This is a genomic window from Nocardiopsis chromatogenes YIM 90109, from assembly GCF_000341185.1.
Classification (GTDB): Bacteria; Actinomycetota; Actinomycetes; order Streptosporangiales; family Streptosporangiaceae; genus Nocardiopsis_A; species Nocardiopsis_A chromatogenes.
The window spans coordinates 15,214-30,900 of sequence record NZ_ANBH01000082.1; the positions used below are offsets into that span (position 1 = coordinate 15,214).

Consider the following 15,687-nt stretch of genomic DNA (forward strand, 5'->3'; position numbering starts at 1 on the left):
GTGCGCCACCAGAAGCTCTTGGACGCCGTCGCCGACGGGGTCCAGCGCGTCGAGGACCTCGCGCGGGAGCTGGGCATCAGCCCCTCCACCGTCCGGCGCGGGCTCACCGAGCTGGAGCAGGCCGGACGCGTGGTCCGCACCCACGGCGGCGCCGTCCCCGCACCCGCCGGGGGCGAGCTCACCTGGGTGCAGAAGAGCCTGCGCAACGCCCCGGCCAAGCGCAGCATCGCCGAGCGCGCCGCCGCCCTCGTCGAGGACGACCACATGGTGGTCCTCGACGCCGGCAGCACCACCACCCTCATCGCCGAGCGGCTCGCCCAGCGCTCCGGCCCCACCGTGCTCACCACCGGAATGGGCCCCATGAGCGCCCTGATCGACGCCGAGGGCATCGAGCTGGTCCTGGTCGGCGGCCGGGTGCGGCGCCGCCGCGGCGCCATGGTCGGCGAGTTCACCCGCGGCGTGCTCGACCGCGTCGCCGCCGACCTGGCCTTCGTCGGCGCCGACGGGCTGGTCCCCGGGCGCGGCGTGAACTGCCCCAGCCCCGAGCTGGCCGCCGTCAAGGAGCAGCAGATGCGCGCCGCCCGCCGCACCGTCGTGGTCGCCGACTCCACCAAGGTCGGCTCCGACGCCGAGCCCTACTGGGCGCCCCTGGCCGGGCCCTACACGCTGATCACCGACGACGGGCTGGACACCGGTGCCCGCCGCGCACTGGAGGGCGACCCCCACTGCACCCTCCTCACCGTCCCCGCCCCGGGCGCACCCCGTACCCCTGCCCGGGGCGACTGACCCCGAGAAAGGGGGAGACATGGATCCGCTCCTGCTCGCGGCGCTGCTCCTGGGCGTGGCCGCGGTCGTGGCGATCATCCTGTGGACGCGCCTGGACGCCTTCGTCGGGCTGCTCGCCGGTGCCCTGGTCACCGGTTCGGTCGCCGGGATGTCCCCGGCCGACCTGCTGGAGACCGTCACCAGCGGTTTCGGCGGCACCCTGGCCGGCATCGGCATCGTGATCGGCCTGGGCGTGATGATCGGCAAGGTCCTGGAGGAGAGCGGCGGCGCCGACGCCCTGGCCAAGATGTTCGTCCGCTTGGCCGGGAAGGGGCGCGAGGACGCCGCCATGACCGCCACCGGCGCGGTGGTGTCGGTGCCGGTGTTCTGCGACTCCGGCTTCGTCATCCTGCACCCGCTGGCCCGCTCCCTGGCCCGCCGCTACGGCAAGCCGCTGGTGGGCCTGTCGCTGGCGCTGGCCGGGGGCCTGGCCATCACCCACCACCTGGTGCCGCCCACCCCCGGGCCGCTGGCCGCCGTCGGGCTGCTCGGCGCCGACCTGGGCACGGTGATCGTCGCCGCGCTGGCCATGGCCGTGGTGCTGATGCCCGTCGTGGTCGTCTACTCCCGGGTGATGGGCCCCCGCCTGGAGCCCCACCTCGACCCGGCCCTGGTGGCCGAGCGCGACGCGGTGCACGCCGGGTCGGCCGACGGCGGGTCGGGCGCCCCGGACGGCGGCAGCGGCGACGGCTCCGGTGCCCTGCTCGGCGCCGACGGCCGCGACATCGCCGAGGAGCCGCCCGACCCGCCGGTCAGCGCCCTGCTCGCGATGGTCCCGCTGCTGCTGCCCCTGGTCCTGATCATCGGCAACACCGTCACCGGCGCCGCCGCCGAGGGCTCAATCCTCGCCCGCCTCGCCCCCTTCTTCTCCTTCGCGGGCGAGCCCGCCATCGCCCTGCTCGTCGGCCTGGTGGCCGCCGTCTACCTGCTGCCGCCCAAGGGCACACCGCGCACCGCCGTCGTCGGCTGGCTCACCACCGCCGCCGCCTCCGCCGGGATGATCGTCTTCGTCACCGGCGCCGGCGGCGCGTTCGGCGAGGTCCTGCGCGCCTCCGGCGTGGGCGACGCCCTCGCCGAGGCGGTCGCCGCCTGGCCGGTGCCGCTGGTGCTGGTGCCCTTCCTCATCGCCACCTTCGTCCGGCTGGCCCAGGGCTCGGGCACGGTCGCCATCATCACCGCGGCCACCCTCACCGCACCCCTGGTGCAGTCCTCCGGTCTCGACCCCGCCGTGGCCGTGCTCGCCGCCTGCTCCGGCTCGATGGTCTTCTCCTACGTCAGCGACTCCTACTTCTGGGTCGTCACTCGCTTCACCGGCCTGTCCGGGACCGCGGCGATGAAGATGTGGAGCGGTATGACCACGGTGCTGTGGCTGGCCAGCCTGCCGCTGCTCGGCGTGGCGGCCCTGGTTCTGGGATAGGAGTCCGGACATGGCCCAGGTACTGGTCGTGGCCGACGACCTGACCGGCGCGAACGCCACCGGCGCCCGGTTCGCCCGCGCCGGGATGCGGGTGGCCGCGGTGGCGCCCGCGCACGCGCCGCGCGCCGCGGCCGAGTTCGACGTGGTCGTCGCCGACCTGGACAGCCGCCACCTGCCCGCCGCCGAGGCGGCGGGCCTGGTGGAGGCCACCATCGATGCGGTGTGGCGCGGCGGCCCGGTGCCGCTGGTGGTCAAGCGCACCGACACCACCCTTCGCGGCAATGTCGGCGCCGAGCTGGAGGCGGCCTGGCGGGCGGTGCGCGGGCGCACCCCCGGCCGGGCGCGGGTGCGGGCGCTGCTCGCCCCCGCCTTCCCCGCCTCCGGGCGGGTCACCGCCGACGGCGTCCAGCTGCTCGACGGCGTCCCGCTGGAGGAGACCGAGCTGGCGATGGACCCGCTCAGCCCGGTCACCGGCAGCGTCGTCACCGAGATCGTGGCCCGCCAGAGCGGCCTGGCGGTGCGGCACGTGCCGCTTCGGGAGGTCACCGGACCGGCGCTGGCCGACCGGCTCGCCGAAGGGGAGGAGCCGGTGGTGCTGTGCGACGCACTCACCGAGGGGCACCTGGCGGCCGTCGCCGCCGCGGCCGCCGAGGGGCACCGCCGTGACGGCNTGGCGGTCGACCCCGGCCCGTGCGGGGCGATGCTCGCCGAGGCGCTCGGCCTGAGCGGGGGCGGCGGCGCGCTCGGCCCCCTGCTGGCGGTCGTGGGAAGCGCCACCGAGCTGACCCGCCGCCAACTGGAGGCCGCCGCCCGCGCGGGAGGGGTGCGCTTCGTCGACGTCGACGCGCGCGCCCTGGCCGAGAGGGACGGCGGGCACGCCGCTGCGGTCGCCCGCCGCCTTGAGGCGCAACTGCGTGACGCCGCCTTCCCCGAGGCGGTGGTGGTGCGCACCGCCTCCAGCGCGCGCGACGTCGTGGAGCTGTCCCACGAGGCCAAGCGCGCGCTGCCCGGTCGGCTCGCGGCGCTGGTGGCCGACGTGCTCGGCCGCGCCCCCGCCCCCTCGGGGCTCTACACCAGCGGCGGGGACGTCACCTCGGCGGTGCTGGACGCCCTCGGCGCCCACGCCTTCGAGGTCGGCGGGGAGGTCGTGCCCCTGGCGGTGCACGGGTCCCTCGCCGGGGGAGCGTTCGACGGCGTCCCCGTCGTCACCAAGGGCGGCATGGTCGGAGACGAGGGCACCCTCGCCGAGTGCCTGTCCCGGCTGCGCACCACCGCCCGCGCGCGGGCCCGCACGGTGCCCGCCGAGCTCCGCCGCGGCGAGCCGCAGGAGAACACGTGACCGGCCGCGCGAGCGGCACGGGCCGCACGTACGCATGACGCACCGGCCGGGGCGCGGAGGAGGCACCCCGGCCACCGAACAGGGAGGGAACCCGCCATGACTGAACGACCGACCCTTGCCGTCACCGTCGGCGACCCGGTCGGCATCGGCCCGGAGATCACCGTGCGCACCCTGGCACAGGTGGGCTCCGGCGCCCCGGCGCGCGGCGTCGTCGCCGCCGACCCGGCGGTACTGCGCCGCGCCGCGCGGGTGTGCGGGCTGGACGTGGAGGTCCGCGCCCTGGACTCCTGGACCGGCCTGCCCGAGGAGCGGGAGGGCGTCATCGACTGCTACGACATCGCCTCCCTCGGCGACACCGAGCTTCCCTGGGGCGAGGTCGACGAGCGCGCGGGCTCCGCCGCCGTGCGGGCCATCGAGGTCGCCACGAAGGCGGCGATGGACCGCGAGGTATCGGGGATCGTCACCGGGCCCATCAACAAGGAGGCCATCTGGGCGGCGGGCAGCGAGCACCTCGGCCACACCGAGATGCTGGGCGCGCTGACCGGGACCACGCGCCAGAACACCATGTTCGTGGTGCGGGGGAAGAAGATCTTCTTCGCGACGCGGCACGTGTCCCTGCGCAAGGCGCTGGACCAGGTGAGCGTGGAGCAGCAGACGGCCGCGATCGAGGAGGCGCTGACGGCGCTGCGGGTGTTCGGCCACGACGAGCCGAAGCTGGCGGTGGCCGCGATCAACCCGCACGGCGGGGAGAACGGGGCGTTCGGCGACGAGGAGATCGAGCACCTTGCGCCGGCCGTGGAGCGCATGCGGGGGCGCGGCGCCGACGTGGCCGGGCCGGTCCCGGCCGACTCGGTGTTCCACCAGCTCCTGCAGGGGCGCTTCGACGGCGTGCTGTCGCAGTACCACGACCAGGGGCACATCGCGGCGAAGACGTTCGACTTCGACGGCACGATCTCGGTGACGGTGGGCCTGCCGATCCTGCGCACGTCGGTGGACCACGGCACGGCCTTCGACATCGCGGGCACGGGCAAAGCCGACCCGGCGACGATGAGGTCCGCCTTCCTGCACGGCGCCGATTTCGCCCGCTTCGCCGACCGCATCCGGGCCGAGTACGGCGGCTGACCCGCGTAGCCGAGCGTCCGCCCGACCAAGAAGCCGCCCTCGGGAGGGAACCCTCCCGGGGGCGGCTCATTCGTTCCGGGGCGTCTGTAGCCCCGTGCCCCCACGGCGCGGCCCCCTCGCGGGAGGAACGGACCGGGAGGGGCAGGTGCGAGGGGGCGACGAAAGACGCGCCCCCGGCGTCCGAGACGCCGGGGGCCGATCGGCGGGCCCTTCCGCGCCCGGTGGGGGTCTCCAGTCCCCACCGGAGGCGCTCCTTGTCCAGGTCGATCCGGCCCCGCCGGTTGCGGCCGAAGCCGCAACGGGATTTTGGCGCGTCCGGAACTCCATGATCGCGGAGTTCCGGCCCCGGCGACACTAGTGCCCTGGAGGAACGCGCTCAAAATTCACTGAACGATCATAAACGACTCTGCACAGGACTGCACAAGAATGTGCGGAATCGTATCCGTCGCACGCAGGTCTCTCAGGATTCGCAGGTGAGACGTGTGGGGAGAAAGGCGCGGAAAACGTTACATAAAGGCGACGCGCTGTGGCGGCGGGGTCGCCGTCTGGGGTACTTTCACCCCATCGGCCCACCGTGAGCCCGTGTAGGCGCGCCGTCTCCAATACTCCAGGCGTTCCCGAATTCGACACGGCTCGGCGGATCCGTCCAGGTCGATCCGGTAGATCCCGTCGAACGGAGTTCTCCTATGCACTTTGCCATCTACGCGAGTCCGGCATTCGTCCGGGTCCTCGCACTCCTCTCGGGCGCCGCCGTGACCTGTGGCCTGGTCATCGCCGGACACGACCCCGCCACGGCCCTGGTCGTCGCGCTCGCCGCCGCGCTCGTCCTCGCCGGGGCCGGGCGTACCGCGGCCGGGGAGGCGCGATGACGGCCCCCGAGCGCTACGAGCGCCACGAGAGCGGCCCGCAGGAATCCATGCGCACCTACAGGGGCGACCCCAATTACACGGTCGTGTCCGGTGTTCCCCCGCGCCGCGTCCGCGTCGGGTCCGACGGGATGCTCTGGGGCGAGGTGCCGGTCGTCCCGGTCCAGGGGCGCGCGGCGCCTCCGGCCCCCGCAGGCCAGGCCGCCGACGAGCCGGGGCGGCGGATCACGGTCAGCGTCCCCCACCCGCAGGGCCCGGTGGCCGCCGTCCCCGCGCACCGTGCCGATGAGGCCCCTGCCGCCGGGCAGGCCGTCCCCGACGTCGACGGGTTCGACCTGCGCCCCGATCCGATGGAGATGGACACCCCGGCCGCGTTCATGGTGGCGCTGCGGCAGTACCGCAGGTGGGCGGGGAGCCCGCCGTACCGGGAGATGTCGGACCGCTGCGGCAACGTGTACTCGGCCTCGGCCATGTGCGCGGCCCTGAACGCCACCGTGCTTCCCAAGTACACGATGCTCAACGCCCTGATCCTGGGCTGCGGCGGTGACGAGAAGGAGTTCCAGCGCTGGATCACCGCCTGGCGGGTGCTGGACGCCCGGGAGTGCGGCGAGGAGGAGCACCTCGCCCGGCCACCGGTGGTGCTGGTGCCTCCGAACAAGGACGGCCAGGGCGCTCCGCCCGGCCGGGACGAGGGCACGGGACCGCGGCGCGGTCGCCGGTGACGTCCTTGCCCGAACGGGCGTCGGCGTGGTCGGATCTGGCGCAAACGCGGTCCCGCCGTGTGCGTCCGAGGCGGACCCGGCTGGAGGGGGAGGCGGTATGCGCAAGGTGGTCGTCGCCAACCTGGTGTCGCTCGACGGCTATGTCGAGGGACCGGGGAAGGACATCATGGCCATGCCGTTCGACGGGTTCTTCGATGCCTACAACGTGGAGCGCCAGCGGGCGGCGGGCGCGATCCTGGTCGGTGCGACCACCTACCGGGGGCTGGTGGGCTGGTGGCCGGCCGTGGCCGAGGACCCTGCCGTGTCACCGGCCGTCGCGTCCGACCCGGGGCTGGCCGCGCTGCACCGCGAGATCGCCGTCCGGAACAGGGACCTGCCGAAGTACGTGGTCTCCGACTCGATGACGGCCGATGACACCGCGCCGTGGACGGACACCACGAGGATCGTCCGTCGGGCGGAGGCCCACGACACCGTCGCCCGGCTCCGGGAGCAGGACGGCAAGGACATCGTCGTCTTCGGCAGCCCGACGGTGTGGAACGACCTGCTCGCTGTCGGGCTGGTGGACGAGCTCCACATGATGGTCGGCGCGGGCGTGGTCGGCGACGGGACACCGGCGTTCGGCACGGTACCGATCCCACCGCTCCGACTGATCGAGACGATCCGCCGCGAGGGCTCGGAGAGCGTCGTCCTGCGCTACGAGGTCGTGCACGGTTGAAAGAAAGGCGCGTCGCCTTCGGGCGGCTGCCGAATGGGCACGCCACTCGAATGGAACTTGAACCGGAGTGTGGTGGCCTGGGGCGAGGCGTTGAGGAGGAGGTGGCATGTCGGAAGTTGTTCAAAACAAGAGGTTGCTTGGTGTATAGTCCCAGGTCACCGAGTCTGCTCCCCGCGCGTGCGGGGATGGTCCCGTGGATTCCGGGGAATCAAGATCGGTTAGGGGCTGCTCCCCGCGCGTGCGGGGATGGTCCTCCGGCGGCGGTGTCCTGCGCCATTCGGGCCAGCTGCTCCCCGCGCGTGCGGGGATGGTCCCGCGCGGTTCCCGACCGCTCCGCCCTGCGGGTACTGCTCCCCGCGCGTGCGGGGATGGTCCCCCGACGCGGATCAGCGTGGTCCCCAGCAAGGACTGCTCCCCGCGCGTGCGGGGATGGTCCCTTGTCGGCGACATTGATCGGTGTGGCGGCCATCTGCTCCCCGCGCGTGCGGGGATGGTCCCAGCTCGAAGGCGTTGATGTGCCCGAGCCGGAGCTGCTCCCCGCGCGTGCGGGGATGGTCCCATCAAGTACCGGCCCAGGTACGCCTCCCAAGGCTGCTCCCCGCGCGTGCGGGGATGGTCCACGGCGGTGCGCCTGGTGGGCGCGACCCTGAATGTTGGATGGACACGCTCCCGGCCGCCCTCTCGGCGGCTATGCTCAGCCCGCTGAGGACGCTCCAGGCAGAGAGGTGGGCCCCGCATGGTCACGACGGCCGGGACCGGCGATGATCTCCACTGCTGGGTCCCGGACACCTTCGCGCTCGGACCGCTCTCCGATGGGCCGCTGAGCGGGGTCGGCTTCGCTGTCAAGGACCTCTTCGCCGTTGCCGGGCACACCTCCTCCTTCGGGCATCCGCGCTGGCGGGCCACCCATGCCCCCGCGCAGACGACGGCCCCCGCCGTCACCGCGCTCCGCGAGGCAGGGGCCCACCTCGTCGGGATGGCCAAGCTCGACCAGCTCGCCTACTCCGTCGTCGGGGACGTAGGAGAGGGCCCACCCCCGCACAACCCCGCGCATCCCGACCGCCATACCGGTGGGTCGTCCTCGGGCAGCGCCTCGGCCGTCGCCGGGGGCGCCGCCGACATCGCTCTGGGCACCGACACCGCCGGGTCGGTGCGCGTCCCCGCCGCCTGCTGCGGCATCCTCGGGCTCCGGCCGACGCACGGGGCCCTCGACTCCACCGGGGTTCTCCCGCTGGCCCCGTCCTTCGACACGGTCGGCCTGTTCGCCCGTGACCCTGGGCCACTGCGGCCCGCCTACGACCAGGTTACGGGCACCGCCCCGGGAACACCCCAGGCCAGGCCCCTTGACGGCCCCGACGCCGAGGAACACGGGCTGACGGCGGTCTACCTCCCGGACGACTTCCCGCCCCAGACCTCCGAGGCCACCGTGCTCGCCGTGCGCGGGCTCGCCGTCCTCCTCGCCGGGGACCTCGGCCTGCCGCTGCTGCACGCCGACCTGACCGGACTGGTCGGCACCGAGCACACCGAACTCTTCGCCCGCCTGCAGTCCCGCGAGATCTGGGACGAGCACGCCGCATGGGTCACCGCCAACGCCGACGCGCTCGACGCCGACGTTCGGGAACGCCTGCGCCGCTGTGAATCGCTGGCCGCCGCCCCCGAAACGGACCGGCGGGCCGACGAGGCGGGCCGCGCCCACTACCGGGACACGTTCGCCCGGGTCTGCCCGCCCGGGGCGGTGATCGCCCTCCCGGTCCTGGCGGACGGCGCCCCGCACCGGGCAGCCGAACCCGCCGAGCGGAAGCGCTTCCGGGGCACCACGGTGCGCCTGTCCACCCCCGCGAGCCTCGCCGGAGCGCCACAGCTCACCGTCCCCGTCGATGCCGGGGGGCTTCCCGGCGGCCGCGCCGTGGGCGTGGGACTGCTCGCCGCCCCCGGCCACGACCGCGCGCTCCTGCGCGCCGCCGAAGTGCTCTACTCGCGCCACCCGATACGCCGGGGTCGCTGAGCTCCGCGTGCCAGGCCCCGCGTCCCGCGCGTTCAGCCCCGAGCCCTCGGGCGCAAAGGGGTGAGTACCGGTACTCATCCACGGGAGCCACCCGCGTGATGGGATGGACGCATCGCGGCGCCGGAACGAGGACGGCGTTCCGGCGCCGCAGCCCACGGACTCCCCACGGCGAAAGGCGGGACACGGTGTCGGACGATGCGGGGCGCGCCCGGGAGGAGGCGCTGGGGCGGCTCGTCCGGCAGGGCGTCATCACCGCCGGGCAGGCCCAGGCGGTCAGCAGCGAGCTGGACCGGGCCCAGGCTTCGGGCGGGGTGCGCTGGTCGGAGGTCGTCGGCTACATCGGCGGGGGCCTGCTGCTCGCCGCCGTCGCCACGTTCGCCGCCACCTCGTGGGAGGACCTGAGCGACGTCACCCGTGTGGCCCTGCTCGCGGCGGCGGTCCCCGTCCTGGCGCTGGCCGGGATGGTGATGGCGGGCGGCCCCAAGGCGCTGGGCAAGCCCCGCGACCGGGTGCCCAAGGTCAGGCGGCGCATCGGCGGGACGCTTTTCGGGCTGGCGTCGGTGGCGGCGCTGTTCGCGGTCGAGGTGTTCACCTCGTCGGCGATCCCGGACTGGGACGACTCCCTCCTGGCGATGGGCGGCGCGGGCCTGGCGGTGGCGGTCGGCGGGTACGCCCTCCTGCGGTCGGCGCCCGGCGTGGTCGCCGCCTGGGCGATGAGCGCGGTCCTCGTGGGCGGGGTGCTGGAATGGGTGCACAGGGTGCTCGGCACGGGCAGCGGCCTGTACCTCTTCGGCGACACCGACACGATGGCGGTCAACGGAACCGGCTACCTCCTGGTGGGCGCGGTGTGGGTCGCGGCGGCATTGACCGGCCTGGTCGCCGAGCGGGGGACCGCGATCGGCCTGGGGGCGGCCACGGCGCTGGCGGCGGCGGAACTGCTGCCGACCCCGGCGAACTACCTGGGTGTGATCGGGCTGGCGGTGGTCCTCCTGGGGCTCTACGCCTGGCGCCGGGCGGGGGCGCTGCTGGTGTTCGGCACCATCGCCGCGACGGTCGGCGTGCCGCAACTGGTGTGGGAGCTGACCGACGGACGTGTCTCGGCGGCGGCGATCCTGGCCATCGCGGGCGCGGTCCTGCTGGGCGTGAGTTGGGCCGGGGTGCGCCTGCACCGCGCGGGCCGATCGGGTGATAGCAGTGCCGACGGTGGGAGCGGTGGCCCCGCACATGGGCCCCACCACGACGGCGCGGACGCCCCGGGAGGGGGAGAGGGACACCCCTCCGGGGGTGCGGGAGCCCCCGCTCCTGGTCAGGGCCAGGCGCCCCCGCAGCCCCCGGTCCCGAAGGTCGACCCGCGGGACCCGGACGAGCGGCTGTGAGCCGCTCCGGCAGGGGACGTGATCGGCCCCGCTACACCCATGTGTAGTTGTCGTCGGTCACGGCCTCCAGAGCGGCGTCGGCGACGGCCGCATGGGGATCGGGCAGCGCGGACAGCGCGCGCCCGATCGGAGGGAACAGCGGCAGCTCCGCACAGGACCGGTGGTGGACCCGATGGACCGTTCCGGCCTCTCGGGAGCCGTCGGGCAGCTCGTCGTACTCCACGGTGGACAACGCGTCTCGGACGGCCCGGGTGATGTGCAGGCGGTAGAGCGGATGCAGCTTCCGAGGAGGGGCCGTGGGGCCTGGGCGGCCGACCCGCTGGTCCACCACCCGGAGGAGTTCGGGAAGGCGGGCCTGGGCCGGGGGCATGCCGAGTTCTTCGGCGCGTTCGCGGCGGAGCGCGGCGAGCAGGTCCTCACCGGGTTCGACGTCGCCTCCGGGCGGGATGTAGTGCACGGAGTCGGGCCGGTCCCGGCGGATGAGGGCGACCTCTGCTCCGCAGAACAGCAGTGCGCCGACACGGATCGTGACACGGGAGAACGGCGCGGAGGGGGCGCGCTCGGCGGAGTCCATGAGGTGGGTATCGTCCGCCGCTCACGGTGCCGATGATCCCAGGGCGGCGTCGATGCGGCCGAGGAAGGCCAGCACGCGCTCCATCACCTGGGCCGTCGCCGTCGCGTCGTAGGCCGCCCGGCCGCTGTCGGTGAACAGGTGGCCATCGCCCGGGTACAGGAACACCTCCGCGTCGGGGCTCTCCTCGGCCAAGGCCCGCGCGGCATCCGCGTCGCCCTCGCCTGCGAAGAACGGGTCGGCGTCCATCCCGTGGACCTGCACCGGGACGCCCTTCGGCCACCCGGGGCCGAACTCGGAGGCGGGTACGCACGCCTCCAGCAGGACCGCGCCCCGCGCCCCGGGGGCGGTCTGGGCGTACTTCTGCGCGGGCAGCACGCCCAGCGAGAACCCGACGCACACCGGTGCCGACGCCAGGCGCTCCGCGGCGGCGGTCCCGCGCTCGATGACGGTGCCGAACCCGATGTCCTGCGCGTGGCCCGCGCCCTCCTCCAAGGTCGCGAAGACGCGCCCCTCGTACAGGTCGGGCACGTGCACCCGGTGGCCCGCTCGGCCCAGCCCGTCGGCGAACGCGCGGACCCCGGGCGTCAGGCCCAGCGCATGGTGGAAGACGACGACCTCGGCCACGTTGGCTCCCCTCGTGCGTGCCACGGACGGCACCGGCGGCACCCGGCGGTGCCGTCGGCAGAAGTATGGGCCCCCGTGGCGACATTCGGCGGGCGAGGACGGGCGGGGGAGGGGAGAAAAACGACCATCCATTGTGGACGGTCATGGGCAGGAACCTCCCTGCCACTCTCAATCTATAGCGCACCCCGGGGCTTGCGGCAAGACCCCGGTCGTGGCGCACAATCGTCGCTCGTGACCAGCGCATGCAATCCGGGGGACACCGTGACGACCCAGGCCGACAGCGCCTTCGACCTCTCCGCCCTCGCCGAACACCACCCCGGCAAGACCGACCCCGCCATGATCGCCGACGACGAGCGCCACTTCGCCGCCGTCGCCCGCACCCTCCAGGAGTCCGTCGCCGACCTGTCCGACCGCCTCGACGCCGCCCGCCGCGCCCCCGGCGGCAAGGGCCGCGCCGCCCTCGACCGCGATCTGGAGGTGCACCGCCTCTCCGCCCGCCTGCGCACCCTGCGCCGATTCGGCCTCGACCTGTGCCTGGGCCGCATCGTCGCCGCCGACGGCACCGGCCCCGTCTACATCGGCCGCCTCGGACTCACCGACGCCGAGGGCCGCCGCCTCCTGGTCGACTGGCGCTCGCCCGCCGCCGAGCCCTTCTTCGCCGCCACCCACGCCGACCCGATGGGCCTGGCCAGCCGCCGCCGCTACCGCTGGACCCGCGGCCGCATCGCCGACTACTGGGACGAGGTCTTCAGCGAGGACGGGCTGGAGGGCCACGCCGCGCTCGACGACCAGTCCGCCTTCATCGCCGGCCTCGGCACCAACCGGTCCGAGCGCATGCGCGACGTCCTGGGCACCATCCAGGCCGACCAGAACGCCGTCATCCGCGCCGGGTCCGACGGCGCCCTCGTCGTCGACGGCGGCCCCGGCACCGGCAAGACCGTCGTCGCCCTGCACCGCACCGCCCACCTGCTCTACGCCGACCCCCGCATGGGCCACCGCCGCGGCGGCGTCCTGTTCGTCGGCCCGCACCGGCCCTACCTGGCCTACGTGTCCGACGTCCTGCCCAGCCTCGGCGAGGAGGGCGTCCTCACCTGCACCGTGCGCGACCTCGTCCCGGAAGGGGCGGACGCGCCGCCCGAGGCCGACCCGGAGGTCGCCCGGCTCAAGTCCTCCGCCGACCTGGCCGGGGCGGTCGAGAAGGCCGTGCGGTTCTACGAGCGCCCGCCCGAGGAGGCGACGACGGTCACCACCGACCGGGGCGACGTCCGGCTGACCGCCCGCGACTGGGCCGAGGCGTTCGACGCCGTGGAGCCGGGCACCCCGCACAACGAGGCGCGCGCACAGATCCTCGCGGAGCTGGCCGCGATCGGGGCGGACGCCATCGCCGACCCCGACGACGAGGACGCGCCCACCGAGCAGGTCCGCGCCGCCCTGCTGCGCAGCCCGGAGCTGATCGGGGCCCTGTCCCGGGCCTGGCCGCTGCTCGAACCGACCGACATCGTCGGCGACCTGTGGACCGTCCCCGCCTACCTGCGCATGTGCGCGCCGGGGCTGGAGATCGACGAGGTCAGACGGCTGCAGCGGCCCGACCCGCACGCCTGGACCGTGTCCGACCTGCCGATCCTGGACGCGGCGCGGCAGCGGGCCGGCGACCCGCGGGCGGCGCGGCGGGAGCGCGAGCGCCGCTCCTCGGCGGCGGCCGAACGCGCGCGCATGGCCGACGTCATCGACGACATCGTCGGCGCCGACGACGACGGCGAGGGCGCGGTGACGATGCTGCTCGGCGAGGACCTGCAGGAGACCCTGGTCGACGAGGGGGCGCTCCCGGCCGCCGACCGGGACCGCCTCGCCGGGCCGTTCGCGCACATCGTCGTCGACGAGGCCCAGGAACTGACCGACGCCGAGTGGCGGATGCTGATGCGGCGCTGTCCGTCCCGGAGCTTCACCATCGTCGGGGACCGGGCCCAGGCCCGGCACGGGTTCACCGAGACCTGGGGCGAACGGCTGGAGCGGGTCGGGTTCGACCGGATCACGATGGCGTCCCTGAGCATCAACTACCGGACGCCGGAGGAGGTCATGGCCGAGGCCGAACCGGTCATCCGCGCGGCCCTGCCGGACGCCAACGTGCCGGTGTCCATCCGCCGCGGCGGCGTGCCGGTCGCGCACGGGTCGGCCGCCGACCTGCAGGAGGTCGTCGACGCCTGGCTCGCCGAGAACACCGAGGGGACCGCCTGCGTGATCGGCGCCCCGGCCTTCCGGGACGGGCCGCGGGTCCGGTCCCTGTCCCCGGAGCTGGTGAAGGGCCTGGAGTTCGACCTGGTGGTCCTCGTCGACCCCGACTCCTTCGGCGACGGCATCACCGGGGCGGTGGACCGCTACGTCGCGATGACCAGGGCGACCGGGCGCCTGGTGGTCCTGACCAGCGCCTGACCCGTGGCGCGGGCGCCCGGCGCCTCACGAATGCGACCGGCCGGGCCCGTGGCCTGCCGAGGGGGAACGGGTGAGCGCTCCTCGCCGGGCCGGACGGACGGGCCCCGGCCGGTGGCGGTGCGGGCGGTCTCGCCGCCCGCACCGCCGGTCGGCCAGGTCCGCCGGAGGGACCTGTTGGCGGATCCGTTGGGGCGGGTGTTGCTGATGGTTTCCTAGCGGGCGGTGGGGCGAAGCGCGGCGGGACCGGGCGGCTGTCGTGTCGCCTCCTCCCCGTACCCCGGGTGAGGCCTTCACCCGCGGCGATGCCCAGGCCCGCGCGGATGTGCGGGCTACCGGAGCAGCACCGGCCACCTCCCGGATCTCCCGTTCGGCTCTCCTGTGCCCCGGGTGAACACTCGGCGGAATTCGCCGATGGTGTCGCCGGAGGGGTGTCATTCCTGGAGATCCCCGCCAGGGGTGCCCGGTGCGCGGCGTGGAAGGCCGGCGGATGCCATCCGCCGGTCGGTGCCCCTTACGGCACGGCGGCTCCAGTGGGACCGGAACCGTGGAGCGGAGACGAGGCGCCCGACGGGGGGAGGGAATGCGGCCCTACCCCTCGAAGAGATCCGGTCGAAGAGGTCCGGCAGACGAGACATACGTGCGCGTCAGGCGGTCGGCGCCCCCGGAGTGTCGTCGATTCGGGCCGCCCCATGGCACTCGGCGCACCAGCGGCGCCGTATGGCGCGGTGCTCGCGTCATGGGCCTCGCGGGTGACCTCCGGTGACCTCCCGGGGCGGCCGTCCGGAGCTCATACGCGCTTCCAGCGGGCGTTGGCCTCGCCGTCGTGGAAGGCGCAGAGCAGGGTGTGCCCCGACGCGTCCTGGGTGGTCATGCCCAGGTGGTCGTGCTTGCAGAACTGCCCGGCCGCGTAGTGCTTTCCGGACGGGGCCATGATGATCCCGTCATCCGGCGCCGCGGGCTCTTCAGGTTCGGCGGGTTCCGCGGGCTCAGCCGGTTCCGGTTCCTCCACCTCCGGGGCGGCGGGCTCCTCCGGTTCCTGGGGTGCCTCCGGCTCGGGCGGCGGCTCGGGCGCGCACTCGGTCCACAGGCCCTCGCCGGCCTCTTCGGCCCCGTCCGCCGCCTCCCGCAGCTCGTCGGCCCGGTCCGTCGCGTCGTCCATCGAGGCGAACTCGGCGTGCCCGGTCCGAAGGAGGGCCTCGTTGACCCAGGTGCCGTCGGCGTTCCACACCTGGGCGAGCAGGCCGTCTCCGGAGTCGCCGGCGTCGCCGACGAAGACGGTCTCCCCGGGCCGAAGCAGCAGTTCGGCACGGTCCGCGGCCTCCTCGGCGTAGCACTCACCGGACGCCGGGGCCTCAATGCCCGAGAGCAGCACCTCAGCGCTCTCCCCCTCAGTGAGCGGACCGTCGGCTCGTCCGCCGAGCGCCAGCAGCCTCACCGTCCCAGCACTGGGGACCTCTTCCACCTCGGCGGCCTGGGCGTCCTCAGGGACCCCGTCGGGGACCGCGGGCTCGGAGGGCGTCGGCTCCGCCGCCTCCTCGGAGGGCCCGTATCCGTCCTCCGTGTCCACCGCGGCGGGATCGCCGAGCGCGCACCCCGACAGCGCCAGTGCGATGAGGCACCCCGCCGCCATCCGCGTCATGCGTCCGGGAGCGCTTCCGACGGCGGGGGAGGA

At 74.6% G+C, this 15,687-nt stretch carries 13 protein-coding genes and 1 CRISPR repeat array; of the genes, 10 read left to right on the forward strand and 3 right to left on the reverse strand.

All coding sequences use genetic code 11. The features are described 5' to 3' along the window. The 9 genes from D476_RS0108440 to D476_RS0108480 all read left to right on the forward strand — a co-directional run bounded on the left by D476_RS0108440 (position 1) and on the right by D476_RS0108480 (position 10,387). A complete protein-coding gene (locus D476_RS0108440; RefSeq protein ID WP_017623508.1) occupies positions 1-786 on the forward strand; it encodes a DeoR/GlpR family DNA-binding transcription regulator in 786 nt (261 codons plus the stop codon). A gap of 19 nt (positions 787-805) precedes the next feature. After that, on the forward strand, positions 806-2,242 hold the full coding sequence (locus D476_RS0108445; RefSeq protein WP_017623509.1) for a GntP family permease: 1,437 nt from the start codon (positions 806-808) through the stop codon (positions 2,240-2,242). Between the two features lie 10 nt (positions 2,243-2,252). Next, entirely contained in the window at positions 2,253-3,581 is a 1,329-nt protein-coding gene (locus tag D476_RS0108450; protein WP_017623510.1) for a four-carbon acid sugar kinase family protein, read from the forward strand. A gap of 96 nt (positions 3,582-3,677) precedes the next feature. Beyond that, entirely contained in the window at positions 3,678-4,703 is a 1,026-nt protein-coding gene (gene pdxA / locus D476_RS0108455) for a 4-hydroxythreonine-4-phosphate dehydrogenase PdxA (RefSeq protein ID WP_017623511.1), read from the forward strand. Between the two features lie 686 nt (positions 4,704-5,389). Further along, complete coding sequence (locus D476_RS0108460) at positions 5,390-5,572, forward strand: hypothetical protein (RefSeq protein WP_017623512.1); 183 nt, start codon at positions 5,390-5,392, stop codon at positions 5,570-5,572. Continuing rightward, positions 5,569-6,291 carry a hypothetical protein gene (locus D476_RS35510; RefSeq protein WP_017623513.1) on the forward strand — a complete coding sequence of 241 codons (723 nt, stop codon included), beginning with the start codon at positions 5,569-5,571 and terminating at the stop codon, positions 6,289-6,291. Before D476_RS0108460 ends, D476_RS35510 begins: the two co-directional genes overlap by 4 nt. 97 nt (positions 6,292-6,388) lie before the next feature. Further along, positions 6,389-7,006: a dihydrofolate reductase family protein gene (locus D476_RS0108470; RefSeq protein ID WP_017623514.1), complete on the forward strand. Its 618-nt coding sequence runs from the start codon at positions 6,389-6,391 to the stop codon at positions 7,004-7,006. Between the two features lie 164 nt (positions 7,007-7,170). Further along, positions 7,171-7,626: a CRISPR direct-repeat array (repeat unit 29 nt; unit sequence CTGCTCCCCGCGCGTGCGGGGATGGTCCC). Between the two features lie 116 nt (positions 7,627-7,742). Next, positions 7,743-9,011, forward strand: coding sequence for an amidase family protein (locus D476_RS0108475; RefSeq protein WP_017623515.1), 1,269 nt, complete (start codon positions 7,743-7,745; stop codon positions 9,009-9,011). A 185-nt stretch (positions 9,012-9,196) separates the two neighbouring features. Further along, a complete protein-coding gene (locus D476_RS0108480) occupies positions 9,197-10,387 on the forward strand; it encodes a DUF2157 domain-containing protein (protein WP_026123352.1) in 1,191 nt (396 codons plus the stop codon). Between the two features lie 31 nt (positions 10,388-10,418). Here the strand turns inward: D476_RS0108480 and D476_RS0108485 are convergent, their stop codons facing one another. Beyond that, a complete protein-coding gene (locus D476_RS0108485) occupies positions 10,419-10,961 on the reverse strand; it encodes an NUDIX domain-containing protein (RefSeq protein ID WP_017623516.1) in 543 nt (180 codons plus the stop codon). Between the two features lie 21 nt (positions 10,962-10,982). After that, a complete protein-coding gene (locus D476_RS0108490) occupies positions 10,983-11,585 on the reverse strand; it encodes a dienelactone hydrolase family protein (protein ID WP_017623517.1) in 603 nt (200 codons plus the stop codon). A gap of 261 nt (positions 11,586-11,846) precedes the next feature. Here D476_RS0108490 and helR point away from each other — a divergent pair, with 261 nt between their 5' ends. Further along, on the forward strand, positions 11,847-14,015 hold the full coding sequence (gene helR / locus D476_RS0108495; protein WP_017623518.1) for an RNA polymerase recycling motor ATPase HelR: 2,169 nt from the start codon (positions 11,847-11,849) through the stop codon (positions 14,013-14,015). A 787-nt stretch (positions 14,016-14,802) separates the two neighbouring features. Here helR and D476_RS0108500 read toward each other — a convergent pair. Further along, positions 14,803-15,654 (reverse strand): thermonuclease family protein, encoded by an 852-nt coding sequence (locus D476_RS0108500; RefSeq protein ID WP_026123353.1) that lies wholly within the window; start codon positions 15,652-15,654, stop codon positions 14,803-14,805. Positions 15,655-15,687: the final 33 nt, after the last annotated feature.